At 71.7% G+C, this 13,461-nt stretch carries 10 protein-coding genes; 6 read left to right on the forward strand and 4 right to left on the reverse strand.

The window, feature by feature from the left end; translation table 11 throughout:
• Nucleotides 1-56: 56 nt before the first annotated feature.
• Entirely contained in the window at nt 57-842 is a 786-nt protein-coding gene (locus ASG53_RS10285; RefSeq protein WP_056132372.1) for a cohesin domain-containing protein, read from the reverse strand.
• A gap of 378 nt (nt 843-1,220) precedes the next feature.
• Here ASG53_RS10285 and ASG53_RS10290 point away from each other — a divergent pair, with 378 nt between their 5' ends.
• Together ASG53_RS10290 and ASG53_RS10295 are read left to right on the forward strand one after the other, a co-directional pair.
• Nucleotides 1,221-1,910, forward strand: coding sequence for a hypothetical protein (locus ASG53_RS10290; protein WP_056132375.1), 690 nt, complete (start codon nt 1,221-1,223; stop codon nt 1,908-1,910).
• A gap of 85 nt (nt 1,911-1,995) precedes the next feature.
• Complete coding sequence (locus ASG53_RS10295) at nt 1,996-4,125, forward strand: bifunctional copper resistance protein CopD/cytochrome c oxidase assembly protein (RefSeq protein WP_056132377.1); 2,130 nt, start codon at nt 1,996-1,998, stop codon at nt 4,123-4,125.
• A 29-nt stretch (nt 4,126-4,154) separates the two neighbouring features.
• Here ASG53_RS10295 and ASG53_RS19855 read toward each other — a convergent pair whose 3' ends face one another.
• The 3 genes from ASG53_RS19855 to ASG53_RS10310 form a co-directional block, all read right to left on the reverse strand.
• Complete coding sequence (locus ASG53_RS19855) at nt 4,155-5,897, reverse strand: class I adenylate-forming enzyme family protein (protein WP_056132380.1); 1,743 nt, start codon at nt 5,895-5,897, stop codon at nt 4,155-4,157.
• 62 nt (nt 5,898-5,959) lie between these two features.
• Nucleotides 5,960-7,228, reverse strand: coding sequence for an L-lactate MFS transporter (locus ASG53_RS10305; RefSeq protein ID WP_056132383.1), 1,269 nt, complete (start codon nt 7,226-7,228; stop codon nt 5,960-5,962).
• Nucleotides 7,229-7,230: 2 nt separating this feature from the next.
• Complete coding sequence (locus ASG53_RS10310; RefSeq protein WP_056132386.1) at nt 7,231-8,811, reverse strand: acyl CoA:acetate/3-ketoacid CoA transferase; 1,581 nt, start codon at nt 8,809-8,811, stop codon at nt 7,231-7,233.
• A 337-nt stretch (nt 8,812-9,148) separates the two neighbouring features.
• On the opposite strand from ASG53_RS10310, the gene ASG53_RS10315 reads away from it, so the two are divergent.
• The 4 genes from ASG53_RS10315 to ASG53_RS10330 all read left to right on the forward strand — a co-directional run bounded on the left by ASG53_RS10315 (nt 9,149) and on the right by ASG53_RS10330 (nt 13,461).
• Nucleotides 9,149-10,291 carry an acyl-CoA dehydrogenase family protein gene (locus tag ASG53_RS10315; protein WP_056132387.1) on the forward strand — a complete coding sequence of 381 codons (1,143 nt, stop codon included), beginning with the start codon at nt 9,149-9,151 and terminating at the stop codon, nt 10,289-10,291.
• A 35-nt stretch (nt 10,292-10,326) separates the two neighbouring features.
• Entirely contained in the window at nt 10,327-11,100 is a 774-nt protein-coding gene (locus ASG53_RS10320; RefSeq protein ID WP_056132390.1) for an electron transfer flavoprotein subunit beta/FixA family protein, read from the forward strand.
• Nucleotides 11,101-11,176: 76 nt separating this feature from the next.
• A complete protein-coding gene (locus tag ASG53_RS10325) occupies nt 11,177-12,145 on the forward strand; it encodes an electron transfer flavoprotein subunit alpha/FixB family protein (RefSeq protein WP_056132392.1) in 969 nt (322 codons plus the stop codon).
• Nucleotides 12,142-13,461: an FAD-dependent oxidoreductase gene (locus tag ASG53_RS10330; protein WP_056132395.1), complete on the forward strand. Its 1,320-nt coding sequence runs from the start codon at nt 12,142-12,144 to the stop codon at nt 13,459-13,461. Before ASG53_RS10325 ends, ASG53_RS10330 begins: the two co-directional genes overlap by 4 nt.

A 13,461-nucleotide genomic window follows, 5' to 3' on the forward strand; every position in this document is an offset into this window, starting at 1 on the left:
CTTCCTCGGGGAGGTGCGGGGGTGGGCGGGCGTCTGCGCGCCCGGGCGGAGCGGGGTCATCGGGCACCTGCCGAACGGCGACGGAGCACGACGCCGGCGGCTGTCGCGGCTGCGGCGACCAGCACGAGCGTGGCTGCTCCGAAGCCCGTGCTCGCGAGCGGGTTGTCGGGGGTGGCGCCCGGGACTGTGCCTGCTCCGCCGGACGGTGGTGTGCTCCCTGTCCCGCCAGGCGTGGGGGTGGCCTCGGGTGTCGCGGACGGTGCCGGGGTCGTGGGCGCCGCGGTCGGGTCGGGGGTCGGGGTGGGCTCCGGAGTCGGTCCCGGGGTGGGTTCGACGGCCACGGCCGCGATCTCGACGGCTGCGGGTGCGGGGCTCGTCTGCGTGCTCGTGCCGTCCGAGTCGACGAGGGTCACGGCTGCCGAGACTGTCGCGTCTCCGTCGTCTACGGCGGTGAGGCCGACAGCGGCGGTGAGGTCGCCGGTCAGGCTCGGCGAGGTGCCGAGCCGGCTGTGCACCAGCGTGAGAGTGCCGTCCCCGGTCTTGATCGTGTCGAAGCCTCCTGCGGGACCGGTCTCTGTGCCGGGGGCGTAGGTGAGCAGCTCGGGGTCGAAGGTGAGCGTCACCTCGTAGGCGTAGACACCGGTGGCGCCGGCAAGGCCGAGGTCGACGGTGACGGCGTCACCGACGGTGACGGAGGGCGTGGCCGTGAGCGTCGTGGACGTCACGGTCGGCTCGGCCGAGGCTGGGGAGGCTGCCAGGACGGTGAGCCCCAGGCTGAGGCCGCAGGCGACCAGGATCGGGGTGCGGCGCCGGGAGCGCGCCTTCAGGGGGTGTTCGAGCATGGGGATGTCGGGCCAACCTTCGCGATCGGGAGACGGTGTCCGTCGACCGGAGGGAGGGTTTCAGCGCACGCCGAGGAGACGTCCAGGGGGACGCCTCGGCTGATGTCAGAGCGTCGTCGCCCAGCCCGGGTCGAGCAGACCGCTCGGAGGTGGTGCAGGTGGCGTCACGCTAACCGGGCCGTGTGCCGCGCACGGTTTCGCCGGTGTTTCCGGGGCGTAACTCCTGCTCAGAGGGGCGGCTGAGGGACGACCTGTGCCCCACCGAGGTCGGCAGGCGGCACGGTCACCTGGCCGGCAGCCGGGGAGGTCGCAGGCTGCCTCGAGGGCATCGCGCTCTCTCAGGTCCCACTGTCAGGCGACTCGGTTAGGCTCGTCGGCATGCCTGCCGCCCGACCACCCGCGCACGGGACAGCCGTCCCGGTGCCCGCGGCAGGTGCTCGCGGTGACGGCGGGACGCGGCTCGTCCGCGGGGCAGCGGCGGCTTCGGTGTCGACAGCCGTCGCCCTCGCCTCGCACCTGCTCGCCGGGGCTGCGCTCCCGGGGTTCCTGGGTGTCGTCGTACCGCTGGTCTTCGCGGTCTCGGTGTGCACGGTGCTCGCCGGGGTCCGGCTCTTGGCCTTGCGGCTCAGCGTCTCGGTCGCTGTCAGCCAGGTGCTGTTCCACACGCTCTTCGTGCTCGGCACCGTCCCTGCGGGGGCCTCGGCCGTCGTGCGGGCAGGGCACGACTCGCACGCCGCGCACGAGGGCACGGTCCTCGTCTCGGTGGTCGGCGGCAGCGGGGGCCCCGGTCACGCAGCCCACACCACTGTCGGGATGTGGTTGGCGCACGCCGGTGCTGCTGCCCTCACCGTCTTCACCCTGCACCGAGGCGAGAGGCTCCTCGCGCAGCTGCGCCGGCTCGCGACGGCGGTGCTCGGCTGGGCTCTGCCCCGACGGTCCGCAGCGGGTGTGCCCATCCTGAAGCGCCAGCATGGTCCAGTCGGCACCGTGCCCGTGGTCGTCCGGTCCCTCGAGGTGCTGGCCGAGAGCCTTGCTCGCCGTGGTCCTCCGGTGCCGCGCAGCACCTGACGCGACCACTCAGCACGAACCGCCCGACGGCGCTCGCGCGCGCTCTCGGCGTGCGCACGCTCGCCGTGCCCAGGACAGGACCCCCATGAGCACCAGCAGACCCCAGCCTGACTGCGCGCCGACCGCGAGCGCTCCCAGCGCCCCGGTCACCTCGAGCACGCTGCCCGCGCCGAGCCCACCGACCGGGCAGGACGAGACCGCCGACCCGACCCCTGAACCCTTCCGCTTCCCGACGCTGCGCACCGACGAGGTCGTGCTGCTGCTCTGCCTGCCCCTGACCGTGGTGGTCGCCCTCGCCGGGCTGCTGCTCACGGGGGAGTTCGCGCCGAGCGTCTTCGGCGGTCCGGGTGACCTGGTCACCTACGGTCTGCCCGCTGCGCGTGCCCTGCACGACGCGCTCGCGGCCGTGACCATCGGGCTGCTGATCCTCGCGACCTTCGTCCTGCCAGGCCAGCGCGAGCTGCCCGGCATCGTCAGCTATTCGCAGTGGACTGCTGCGCGGTGGGCCGCGCGGGCTGCGGCCGGGTGGCTCGCTGCGGCGATCGCCGTCCTCGTGCTCACCACGGCCGACGCGATCGGTGCGCCGGTCTCGTCGCCCGGCTTCGCAGGCCAGCTGCGGTACTTCGCGACAGGGATCGAGCTGGGGCAGACCATGGTCGTCTCAGCCGGCTGCGTCGCGCTCGCGCTCGTCGTGCTGCTCGCCAGCCGCAAGGTGTCGTGGGTGGCCGTCGCCACGGCGCTGAGCGTCCTGTCGCTCCTGCCGCTCTCGCTCAGCGGCCACGCCGCGGGCGCCGACGAGCACGCGAACGCCGTCAACTCTCTCGCGATCCACCTCGTCGGCGTGACCGCGTGGGTCGGCGGGCTCGTCGGGCTGGTGCTGCTGCGCCGACGGGTCGGCCCGCACCTGGCAGCTGTCGTCGCCCGGTACTCGACGCTCGCCGGCTGGGCCTTCGTCGCGGTCGCCTTCTCGGGAGTCGTCAACGCGTCGTTGCGGCTCGACGGTCTGGACGACCTCGCGACGCCCTACGGGCTGCTGCTCGTCGGCAAGACCCTCGCCCTGTGCCTGCTGGGCGCGGCCGGCTGGGCGCAGCGTCGTCGCATCCTCCCGCAGCTGGAGGACCCGGCACGCAGCTCGCGCGCCTTCGTCAGGCTCGCGGTCACCGAGGTGGTCGTCATGGCGGTGACGATGGGGGCGTCGGTCGCGCTGTCACGGTCTGCGCCGCCCGTCCCGCAGAACCCTGTGGTCGGCGACCCTCGCCACGCGCTGCTCGGCTTCCCGTACCCGGAGCCCGTCTCGGTGCGGAACATGCTCACGCAGGTGCACGTCGACTGGGCGTGGCTCGCCCTCGTGTGCGTGCTCGCAGGTGGGTACGTGGCCTGCGTGGTGCGGCTGCGGCGCAGAGGAGACGCGTGGCCCCTCGGGCGCACGGTCTCGTGGCTGGTCGGCTGCCTCGTGCTGGCCTTCGTGACGAGCGGCGGTCCGGCCGTGTACGGCTCGGTGCACTTCAGCACGCACATGATCCAGCACATGGGGCTGATGATGTTCGCCCCGCTCCCGCTCGTCCTCGGCGGGCCGGTCCTGCTCTTGCTGCGGGTGCTCCCGCACCGCACGGACGCGAGCCGCGGGCCACGCGAGTGGATCCTCGTGCTGGTCCACTCCCGCTACATGCAGGTGCTGTCCAAGCCGCCCGTCGCCGGGGTGATCTTCGCCGGGAGCCTCGTCGCGTTCTACTACACGGGGTGGTTCGACTTCGCGCTGTTCAAGCACCAGGGGCACGTGCTCATGCAGGTGCACTTCCTGGCGAGCGGGTACCTGTTCTTCTGGATGCTCGTGGGCGTCGACCCGGGCCCGCCGAAGGCCAGCCCGCCGATCCGTCTCGTCGTGCTGCTCGTGACGATGGCCTTCCACGCGTTCTTCGGGGTCGCGGTCATGGAGTCCACCACGCTGCTCGCCCCAGACTGGTGGCGGGCGATGGGCGGCGACGACCAGGCGGCACTGCTCGTCGACCAGCAGACCGGGGGCGGGATCGCGTGGGGCGCAGGTGAGCTGCCTGTCGTCTTCGCAGCGCTCATCGTCGTGTTCCAGTGGACGCGCTCGGACGCACGGGACGCCAAGCGCTACGACCGGCAGGCCGAGCGGGACGGCGACGCCGAGCTCGAGGCGTACAACGCCCGTCTCGCCGAGCTCGCGCGTCAGGCGGACGGGCAGCGCTGAGGGCACGAGGCGCCCGGGTACTCCTAAGCTCAGGGCGACGCCGGTGCGGGCGGGGAGTCACGTACGGCAGCGTTCAGTGTGTCTCTGAGCCCGCGCCTGTCGACCTTGCCGGAGTCGGTCCGCGGGAGCTCGGGCAGGCACAGCAGGACGCGGGGCAGCTTGTAGCGGGCGATCGTCCGGGCCGCGACGGCCTGCACCACCTCGATGTCGACAGCGACCGGGCACTCGAGCACGGCGGCGACGGTCTCGCCCCAGGTCGGGTCCGGGACCCCGAGGACGACGACCTCGCTCACCCCGGGCAGGTCGCGCAGCGCCCGCTCGACCTCCGCCGGGTAGACCTTCTCGCCGCCGGTGTTGATCATGTCGGTGCAGCGGCCCACGATCGTCACGAAGCCGTCCTGGTCCCAGCGTGCGAGGTCGCCTGTGCGCAGCCAGCCGTCGGGGGAGAGGACCGCTGACGTCGCCTCGGCGTCAGCCCAGTAGCCGCGGGTGACGTTCGGGCCACGGACCGTGATCTCGCCTGTCGTCCCAGGCTCGGTGACAAGGTCACCAGCCCGGTCTCGCAGGCGTACCTCGGTGTACGGGAGCGGTCGACCCGCGGACCCGGGCTTGCTCGCCGTGAGGTGCCTGGGGACGCAGGTGACCGCTGGGGCTGTCTCGGTCATGCCCCAGGACGTCTGGAGCCTGATGCCGCGGCTCAGGTAGTCGGCCAGCAGCGCCTCGGGCACGAGGGCGCCGGCGACCAGAGCCGCTCGGACCCCTGACAGGTCGCTCGTGGCGAAGTCCGGGCATCGCGCGACGGCGGCGAACATCGCGGGGACGCCGAAGACCGACGTGATCTGACCGTCGCGCAGGTCGTCCAGGGTGCGCTGCGCGTCGAAGGTCTCCCGGACCACGACAGTCCCACCGCGGACGAGGGTGCTGAGGGTGAGGGCGTTGAGCCCGCCGACGTGGAACATCGGGGCTACGGCGAGCGTCACGTCGTCGGGACGGGTCTCGATCTCGGACTCGATGTTGCGGGTCGCCCAGGCGAGGTTCCCCCAGGTGAGCATGATCCCTTTAGGGCGCCCGGAGGTTCCCGAGGTGTAGAGCAGGACGGCGAGGTCGTCGCCGTCGCGAGGCAGGGGAGCCGTGCGGGTGGCGTCGGGGACCTCGCCCAGGGCGCTGAGGCTGTCCCACCCGCGCCTGTCCCACCCCGGGCTGACCCAGCCGACGAGGTCAGGGTTGCGCATCGTGGGATCGGGTGCGCGCACCGTCACGTCAGGCTCGCGCCCAGCGAGGACGGTGCCCGGCGCGGGTGCCGAGCTCGTGCTCTGGTGCTCGTCGTCGACGATCCATCGGACGTGACCGAGGAGCGGCTGCGCCTCGACTGCCGTGGCGACCGAGCCCCGCCCCACCACCACGGCCGTGGCACCGCAGTGCGCGAGGGTCGTGGCCAGCTCGGCGGGGGCGAGCCTGAAGCTCAACGGCACCGCGACAGCGCCGGTCCACGCGCAGGCCAGGACGGTGACGAGGGTCGCGGGGCTGTTGCGACCGACGTACGCGACCCTGTCTCCAGGGCGGGTGCCGATCGCGGTGAGGTGGGCGGCGAGCCGCGAGGCCTGGTCGGTCAGGGCAGCCGCGCTGAGGTCGCCACGGTCCGAGGTGATCGACAGGGTCTGCGGAGCGGACAGTGCGAGCGAGGCGACTGCCGCGGCGGGGCTGAGGGCGTCGACGATCAGGGGGCCTCCGTCGTCTGTGGTGGCGGTGCCCGAGGAGGGGAGCTCGGGCACCGCCGGATGGGGGGTACGGGCGCGCGGGGCGATGGCCTGCCCGTGCACCGCGGGGAAGACGGTCAGCGGGGCTGGGCGCTCGCGGTCGGAGCCTGCGAGGGTGCTCGCCGGGCGGAGTACCTGACGAAGACGAGGGTCAGGAACAGCCCGACCGCTGCGAGCGCGATCGCGATGAAGAAGGCCACGGTGAAGTCGCCGTCGTGCGCGTCGGCCATGCTCGCGGCGATCCTCGGGGCGAAGAACGCTGCGAGAGAGTAGGCCGTGAACATGATCCCGTAGTTGATGCCCTGGAACCTGGGACCGAAGTTCTTCATGACGAGCGCCGGGAAGACCCCCATGACCCCACCGAAGCAGAGCCCCAGGCCGACGATGCCCACGGCGAAGCCGATGACGGAGTCGACGGCCACGAGGACCAGCAGCGACAGGGCGACGACCCCGTAGATGACCATGAGCGCGTTGAGGTAGCCGAGGCGGTCGGACACCGCGCCCCAGACGACGCGGCCCAGGGCGTTGGAGGCCGAGTAGGCGCTGACGAAGAGGGCTGCTGTCGCTGCGGTGAGACCGAACATGCTCTGGCCGATGGGGGAGGCGTTCGAGGCGATCATGAGGCCGGAGAACGCGCCGACGCCCATCATGAGGAAGATGAGGTAGAACGCCGGGGTCTGGATCATCCCGGTCCAGCTGACGTTCACCTGGGCCGCGGCTCCTGACGGTGGTGTCCACCCTGGTGGGACGTAGCCGACGGGGGCCTTGCGGACGAAGGTCGAGGCCACGAGGACCACGACGAGGTAGACGGCACCCATCGCGACGAAGGCCGTGCGGACCGAGTGCTCGCGGATGATCCACTGGGCGACCGGGGCTGCCACGACCGAGGCCAGACCCATGCCGCCGGTGATGAGACCTGCGGCCTGCCCTCGGCGGTCGGGGAAGAGCTTGAGGGTGTTGTTGAGGCAGCCGGAGTACGCCAGGCCCTGCCCGAGCCCGGCGAGGAGTCCGTAGGAGAGGTAGAGCATCGTCGTGGTGGTGGCGACACCGGCGAGCATGAAGCCGCTCGCGAAGAGGACCCCGCCGACGAGGATCGACAGCCGTGCCCCGCCGCGGTCGACGATGTAGCCGCCGAGGATCATCGGGACCGGGCCGATCGCCGCGTTGATGGTGAAGGCCATCATCACGGCCGGCTTGTCCCAGCCGTGGGCCTCGCCGAGGGGGCCGGCGAAGACGGAGAAGGAGTAGATGGCCCCTGTGCACAGGAGGATGGCGACCGAGCCCCAGAGGACGGCCCAGCGGTTGACGGTCGCGTCGTTGCGAGCCGTCGGTGCGATGACGGACATGGTCAGCCCTTCAGGGGTGCTGTGGTGGTCCGGACGAGGGAGGCGAGCTCGCCCCACTGCTCGCGGAAGATCCCGGCGGGCATGGTGCGCAGGTCGGGGGAGACAGCCGGGACGAAGTCCATGAGGTCGAGCACCTGGGTCTGGAGGTCGATGCCCGGGGCGATCTCGACGAGGGTCATGACGCCGTCGAGCAGCTCGAAGACCGCGCGCTCGGTGACGTAGAGGACGGTCTGGCCCGTCCCGGCGGCGTAGCGCCCGGAGAAGGTGATCTGCTCGACGTGGTCGAGGAACTTGCGGGCACGGCCCTCCGTGCGGATCTCGAGGGCTCCGTCGACGACGGCGACGTCGAGACCGCCCGCTGTGAAGGTCCCGGCGAAGACGAGCTTCTTGGCGGCCTGCGAGATGTTGATGAAGCCGCCGCAGCCGGCGACCCGGCTGCCGAACTTCGACACGTTGACGTTGCCGTCGCGGTCGGTCTGCGCGAGCCCGAGGACGCAGAGGTCGAGCCCGCCGCCGTCGTAGAAGTCGAACTGGGCGTGCATGTCGACCAGGGCCTCGGGGTTGTAGGCGTGGCCGAAGTCCTTGAGCCCTGCGGGGACGCCGCCGACGGCGCCGGCCTCGGTCGTCAGGACGACCTCGTCCGTGACGCCCTCTTCGGCGACGACGGTCCCGACGTCTGCGGGGATGCCGACGCCGAGGTTGAGGATGTCCCCGCTGGTGATCTCCATCGCGCAGCGCCGCGCGACGATCTTGCGCTCGCTGAGCGGGATGGGGGTGACGGAGGAGAGCGGGACGCGCAGCTGGCCGGAGAACGAGGGGTTGTAGCGGGTGTTCTCGGTCTGGAAGTGGTTCTCCGGCTCGGACACGACGACGTAGTCGACGAGGATCCCGGGGACGCGCACGGTGTTGGGGTCGAGGGAGCCGGCGCGGGCGACGGACTCGACCTGCGCGATGACGATCCCGCCGGAGTTGTGGACGGCCTGCGCGATCGGCAGGACCTCCATCTTGAGTCCCTCGTGGTCGAGGGTGAGGTTGCCGTGCTCGTCGGCGACGGTGCCGCGGATCAGCCCGACCTGGAGCGGGAAGGACCTGTAGAGCAGCCATTCCTCGCCCGCGAGCTCGACGACCTCGACGACGTCCTCGACCGAGGACGGGGACATGCGGGCGCCCTCGACCCGGGGGTCGACGAAGGTCCCTGTGCCCACCTTGGTGACGACCCCGGGGCGGCCGGCGGCGATCTCGCGGTAGAGCTGGGTGATGACGCCCTGGGGGAGGTTGTAGGCCTCGCAGCCGTCCTCCTCGATGAGCTTGGCGAGGGTCGGGGAGGCGATCGCGATGCCGCCGACCCAGCGCTTGAGGAGGCCACGGTGCCCCCAGTGGCTCATGCCCTTGGTGCGGCGGTCGCCGACGGCGCTCGCGTGGACTGCTGTGAGGTCGCGGGGTGAGCCTGTCGCGAGGAACCTGCGTTCGACGGCGGCGAGGGTCTCCTCGTTGACGCAGGCGAGGCCGAAGCCGCTGATCGCGACGGTGTCGCCGTCGCGGACGAGCTCGGCTGCCTGCTCTGCGGTGATGATCTGGGCCACGTGCGCTGCTCCTTCGTCGGAGAGTCGGGGGTCCCGCCCGGCGGTGGTGCCGCCGGGTCGTCGCGCGTCGTCGTCGGCGGGCCGGGGGGCTCGGGGGCGGTTCTCGCGGGGCGTGTCTCGGGGACGTGGGCGGCCTCGGAGGTGTGGCCGGCGTCACTGCCAACAATTCCCGACGATCCTCGTCGGAAATAGGGACCATCGTCCCAAGGAATCGTCGCCGCCCCCGCAGCACGATGGGTGGACAGCCCCCGGACGACAGTCCAGAGAGCCCTGCGACGTGGCGCGAGAGCGCAGCGACGCGGCGTGCCCTGGGTGCACACGAAAGGCGTCAACCCCCATGGACCTTGCCCTCACCGACGAGCAGGAGCTGCTCCTCGAGAGCCTCGACGAGCTGCTCGAGCGAGAGTGCTCCGAGTCGTACGTCGCAGACCTCGACGCGACCCACCGCCCCCCGACGACCTTCCGTCGTGCCATGCACGAGGCAGGCTTCGGCTCCCTCGGCTTCCCCGAGGAGTACGGCGGGACGCCGTCCGACGCCGTCACGCTGTGCCTGCTCACCGAGCGGGTCGCCCGCAAGGGCCTCAACAACGGCTACGGCCTCGAGCTGCTCCAGGCGACAGACATCCTCGAGTTCGGCTCCGAAGAGCAGCGCCAGGAGGTGCTCGGCCTGCTCGCCTCGGGCGACGTGCCCTTCGCGCTCGGCTTCACCGAGCCCGGTGCTGGCTCGGACAGCTCGGCGATGGCCACCACGGCCGTCCACCACGACGGCCAGGTGACCTTCAACGGCACCAAGACCCTGATCACCAACGCCCTGCAGTCGAAGTACCTGCTGCTCATGGCCAAGGACCCGGCCGTCGAGAACGCCCGCGAGGCCATCTCGATGTACCTCGTGCCGATGGACGCGCCCGGCATCACGACCAACCGCCTCGAGAAGATCGTCTGGCAGATCTCCGACTCCTGCGAGATCTTCCTCGACGACGTGACCATCCCCGAGAGCTGCCTCGTCGGGGTCAAGGGCGCCGGCTTCAAGCAGCTCATGCGCAACTTTGAGCTCGAGCGGCTGGTGATCGCCGCGAACTGCCTCGGCCAGGCGCAGTGCGCCTTCGACGACGCGGCGTCCTACGCAGCGCAGCGCGTGCAGTTCGGCAAGCCGATCGGCAGCTTCCAGCTCATCCAGCTCAAGCTCACCGACATGGCGATCAAGCTCGAGAACATGCGCAACTTCGTGCTCAAGACGGCGTGGATGGTCGACCAAGGGCTCCCGCTCAAGAGCCAGGGGGCCCTCTGCAAGCGCTACACGGCGATGGCGGCCTTCGAGGTGGCCGACGAGGCCATGCAGATCTTCGGCGGCGTCGGCGTCACCGTCGGGACCCGCGTCTCACGCCTGTGGCGTGACCTGCGCGGGCACAGGTTCGGCGGTGGGACGGACGAGATCATGGTCCACATCGCGGGCCGTCAGATCGTCAGAGACCACAGCTGAGACCTCAGGCCTGAGCCTGTGAAGGAGGACACCGCATGAAGATCGTCGTCACCTACAAGTGGGCACCCGACCCCCAGGACGCCCAGGTCCTGAGCGACGGGACCGTCGACTGGAGCAAGGCCCGGTCCGGGGTGAGCGAGTACGACCCCGTCGCCTTCGAGCTCGCCCGACGCCTCGTCGACGCGGCCGGGGGACAGGTGGTCGGCCTCACCGTCGGTGCCGCCTCGATCGACTCGCCGCTCGCCCGCAAGGCCGCCCTGTCGAAGGGGCTCGACAGGCTGGTGGTCGTCGCCGACGACGCGCTCGTCGGCGCCTCCGGGACCCGGCTCGCCGTCGTCCTGGCCGCTGCCGTCCGCGCGATCGGCGAGGTCGACCTCGTCCTCGCCGGAGAGTCCTCGGTCGACGTGGGCGAGGGACAGGTCCCCGCGACCCTCGCGGGCGCGCTCGGCTGGGTCTCGCTCGCCGGCGTCCGCTCCCTAGAGCACGGCCCAGAAGGGCTGCTCGTCGAGCGGGACCGTCCCGGTGGCACCGAGACGCTGCGCCTGGACGCACCCGCTGTGCTCGCTGTCACCGCAGACGCCGCGGTGCCGCGCGTCCCCGGGATGAAGGACATCCTCGGTGCGGCCAAGAAGCCGACGGAGGTGCTCGCACTCCACGGCCTCGACGTCACCGAGACGGTCCCCGTCACGCTGCTCGACCAGGCCCGCCCCGACCAGGGCACCCGCCGCGCCGTGATGATCGACGCTGCCGACCCTGCGGCCGCAGCGTCTGCCCTCGTGTCCGCGCTGCGCCAGTCCGGTGTGCTGTGAGCACGACGACCCTGCCAGGCGGGGCGCGCACGCCCTCGCCCGGCCCGCTGAACCGATGGACGAAGAGGTGACTGGCATGAGTGACTCCCCCCAGGACGGGTCGGTGTGGGTGGTCGTCGCAGACGACCCGACGGTCGGCAGCCTGGTCGAGGCCGCACGGCGGCTCGGTGAGGAGGTCGTGGTGCTCGTCGCCGGGACCCGCGCCGTCGCCGAGGCCGTCGCCGGCTCCGGCGTCGACAGGGTCGTGTGGCTCGGTGAGCCCGCACCGGGCACCCCCCTCGAGGCCTACGGGCCCGACGTGGCTCGTCTCGTCGCCGAGGCGCGTCCCCGAGCCGTCGTCGCTGCGGCGACGAGCACCGGCCGTGCGCTCCTCGGAGCCGTGGCCGGTCGGTGCGGTGCTCCCGTGCTGGCTGCTGAGTCGGTGCGGCTCGACGGCGCTTGGGTTGTCGTCGACAGGCTCGCGCACGGCGGGATCGCCCGCCGCACCGAGACCGTCGACAGAGCACCCGTGCTCTTCACCCTCGCTCCTGAGAGCGCCGGCGACACGGCGGACACTGCCGCAGGCGCAGGTGATGCTGCCGCGGCCCCGATCGAGGAGGTCCAGGCTCAGCCGCTCGACGGGGTCACGGTCGTCGACCTCCGACGGACCGAGCAGCAGGGCGTGAGCATCGGCGCAGCGTCGACGGTGGTCGGTATCGGCCGCGGGCTCAAGGCACGCGAAGACCTCGGGATCGTGGAAGACCTCGCGGCGGCGCTCGGCGGCGAGCTCGCCTGCTCGCGCCCGCTCGCCGAGGGTGTCGACTGGGTCGCCAAGGAGCGCTATATCGGGATCTCCGGGCAGCACATCGCCCCGGACCTCTACATCGCCGCGGGGATCTCTGGACAGCTGCAGCACATGGTCGGGGTGCGGGACGCGAAGGTGGTCGTCGCGATCAACTCCGACCCCTCGGCGCCGATCTTCGGTGCCTGCGACCTCGGCATCGTCGGCGACCTCTACACGCTGCTCCCGGCGCTCACCGCCGCGGTGCGGGACGCCCGGCAGTGACCGGGACCGAGACCGAGCCGGACTTCGACGTCATCGTCGTCGGAGCCGGCCCGGCCGGTGCCGCGGCTGCGTACCGCATCGCCGAGCAGGGCCGCTCGGTCGTGCTCGTCGAGCGTGGTGACGCGCCCGGTGCCAAGAACCTCAGCGGCGGTGTCCTCTACGGTCGCGTGCTCGACGACGTCTTCCCCGGGTGGGTTGACGAGGCTCCGGTCGAACGACGGATCACCCGGCACGTGACGACCTTCCTCACGGCAGACTCCTCGGTCGGCATCGACTACGCGTCGGCCACCCTGACCGAGCCCGTCAATGCCGTGACCGTGCTGCGGGCGCGCTTCGACCCGTGGCTCGCAGGCAAGGCTGAAGAGGCTGGTGCCTTCCTCATGCCTGGCGTGCGCGTCGACGCCCTGCTCACCGAGCCCGGGTCGGACGGCGATCGCCGGGTCGTCGGGGTGCAGGCCGGAGATGACCAGCTCCGGGCGCACTTGGTCGTCGCGGCCGACGGCGTCAACTCCTTCCTCGCCCGAGGAGCGGGCCTGCGTCGCAAGGAGCCGAGCAACCACATGGCTGTCGGTGTCAAGGCCGTCCTGGCCATGCCTCGCAGCATGATCGAGGACAGGTTCGGGGTCGTCGGCGACGCCGGTGCTGCCCACGCGGTCGTCGGTGACTGCACGCTCGGCATCGGCGGGGGTGCCTTCCTCTACACCAACACGGAGTCGCTCTCCGTGGGGGTCGTCCTCAGGCTCGACGACCTCGTCCTCTCGGGGCGCACGGCGATCGAGGTCTTCGAGCACCTGCTCGAGCACCCGGGCCTGGCGCACCTCCTGGCGGGTGGCGAGATCGTCGAGTATGGCTCGCACCTGGTCGCCGAGGGCGGGTACGAGAGCGTCGGCGACCTGGTCGCGGACGGCTTCGCAGTCGTCGGGGAGGCGGCCGGTCTGACCATCAACAGCGGGCTCACGGTCCGCGGCATGGACCTGGCGATCGGGTCGGGGCTCGCCGCGGGCGACGCGATCGTCGAGGCTCTCTCATCGGGTGACACGTCAGCGGCAGGCCTGGCCGGGTACAGGCGCCGCCTCGAGGAGGGCTTCGTGCTCCAGGACATGAAGACCTACGCGAAGGCACCGAAGTTCCTCGAGCGGACCGGGATGTACGGCGACTACGGCGAGCTCGCGGCGGGGATCTTCCACGACGTGTTCTCCCTCGACGGGAGCCCGCGCAAGCACCTCGTCTCGGTCGCGCGGCAGGCGCTCAAGGCGTCGAGGGTGAGCGTCAGGCAGCTGGTCAGCGACGGATGGGCGGGGGTGCGAGCACTGTGA

Origin of the sequence: Sanguibacter sp. Leaf3, from assembly GCF_001425965.1 — a bacterium.
GTDB classification, from domain to species: Bacteria; Actinomycetota; Actinomycetes; order Actinomycetales; family Cellulomonadaceae; genus Sanguibacter; species Sanguibacter inulinus.

What these genes read in the sequence shown, in the direction of transcription:
- ASG53_RS10315 (WP_056132387.1), top strand. Translation starts at nt 9,149, where the DNA reads ATGGACCTTGCCCTCACCGACGAGCAGGAGCTGCTCCTCGAGAGCCTC.
- ASG53_RS10290 (WP_056132375.1), top strand. Translation starts at nt 1,221, where the DNA reads ATGCCTGCCGCCCGACCACCCGCGCACGGGACAGCCGTCCCGGTGCCC.
- ASG53_RS10285 (WP_056132372.1), bottom strand. Translation starts at nt 842, where the DNA reads ATGCTCGAACACCCCCTGAAGGCGCGCTCCCGGCGCCGCACCCCGATC.
- ASG53_RS10295 (WP_056132377.1), top strand. Translation starts at nt 1,996, where the DNA reads ATGAGCACCAGCAGACCCCAGCCTGACTGCGCGCCGACCGCGAGCGCT.
- ASG53_RS10325 (WP_056132392.1), top strand. Translation starts at nt 11,177, where the DNA reads ATGAGTGACTCCCCCCAGGACGGGTCGGTGTGGGTGGTCGTCGCAGAC.
- ASG53_RS10305 (WP_056132383.1), bottom strand. Translation starts at nt 7,228, where the DNA reads ATGTCCGTCATCGCACCGACGGCTCGCAACGACGCGACCGTCAACCGC.
- ASG53_RS10320 (WP_056132390.1), top strand. Translation starts at nt 10,327, where the DNA reads ATGAAGATCGTCGTCACCTACAAGTGGGCACCCGACCCCCAGGACGCC.